This window comes from Lysinibacillus sp. CNPSo 3705 (assembly GCF_028674935.1).
Taxonomy (GTDB): Bacteria; Bacillota; Bacilli; order Bacillales_A; family Planococcaceae; genus Lysinibacillus.
Map to the genome: position 1 here is coordinate 1 of NZ_JAQZSD010000244.1, position 209 is coordinate 209.

At 39.2% G+C, this 209-nt stretch carries 1 pseudogene; it reads left to right on the top strand.

Going from position 1 to position 209, the window contains the following annotated elements:
- Nucleotides 1-176: pseudogene (locus tag PVA17_RS25655) on the top strand (IS5/IS1182 family transposase); the annotation flags it as partial.
- Nucleotides 177-209: the final 33 nt, after the last annotated feature.

A 209-nucleotide genomic window follows, 5' to 3' on the forward strand; every position in this document is an offset into this window, starting at 1 on the left:
ATACGGAAGCATTTAAGCAATTAGCCGCAAATCGCTACAAAATAGAAGCGAAGAATAGTGAATTAAAAAACGGACACGGGTACGATACGGCATCGACTGTGGGTCTATTCGGCATGGAAATTCAAGGTGCTGTCAATTTGAAACGGATATTAAAGCTACTAAACGAAAATGAATAAGGAATAGAGACAGAAATAAGGCACTTCCTGTTC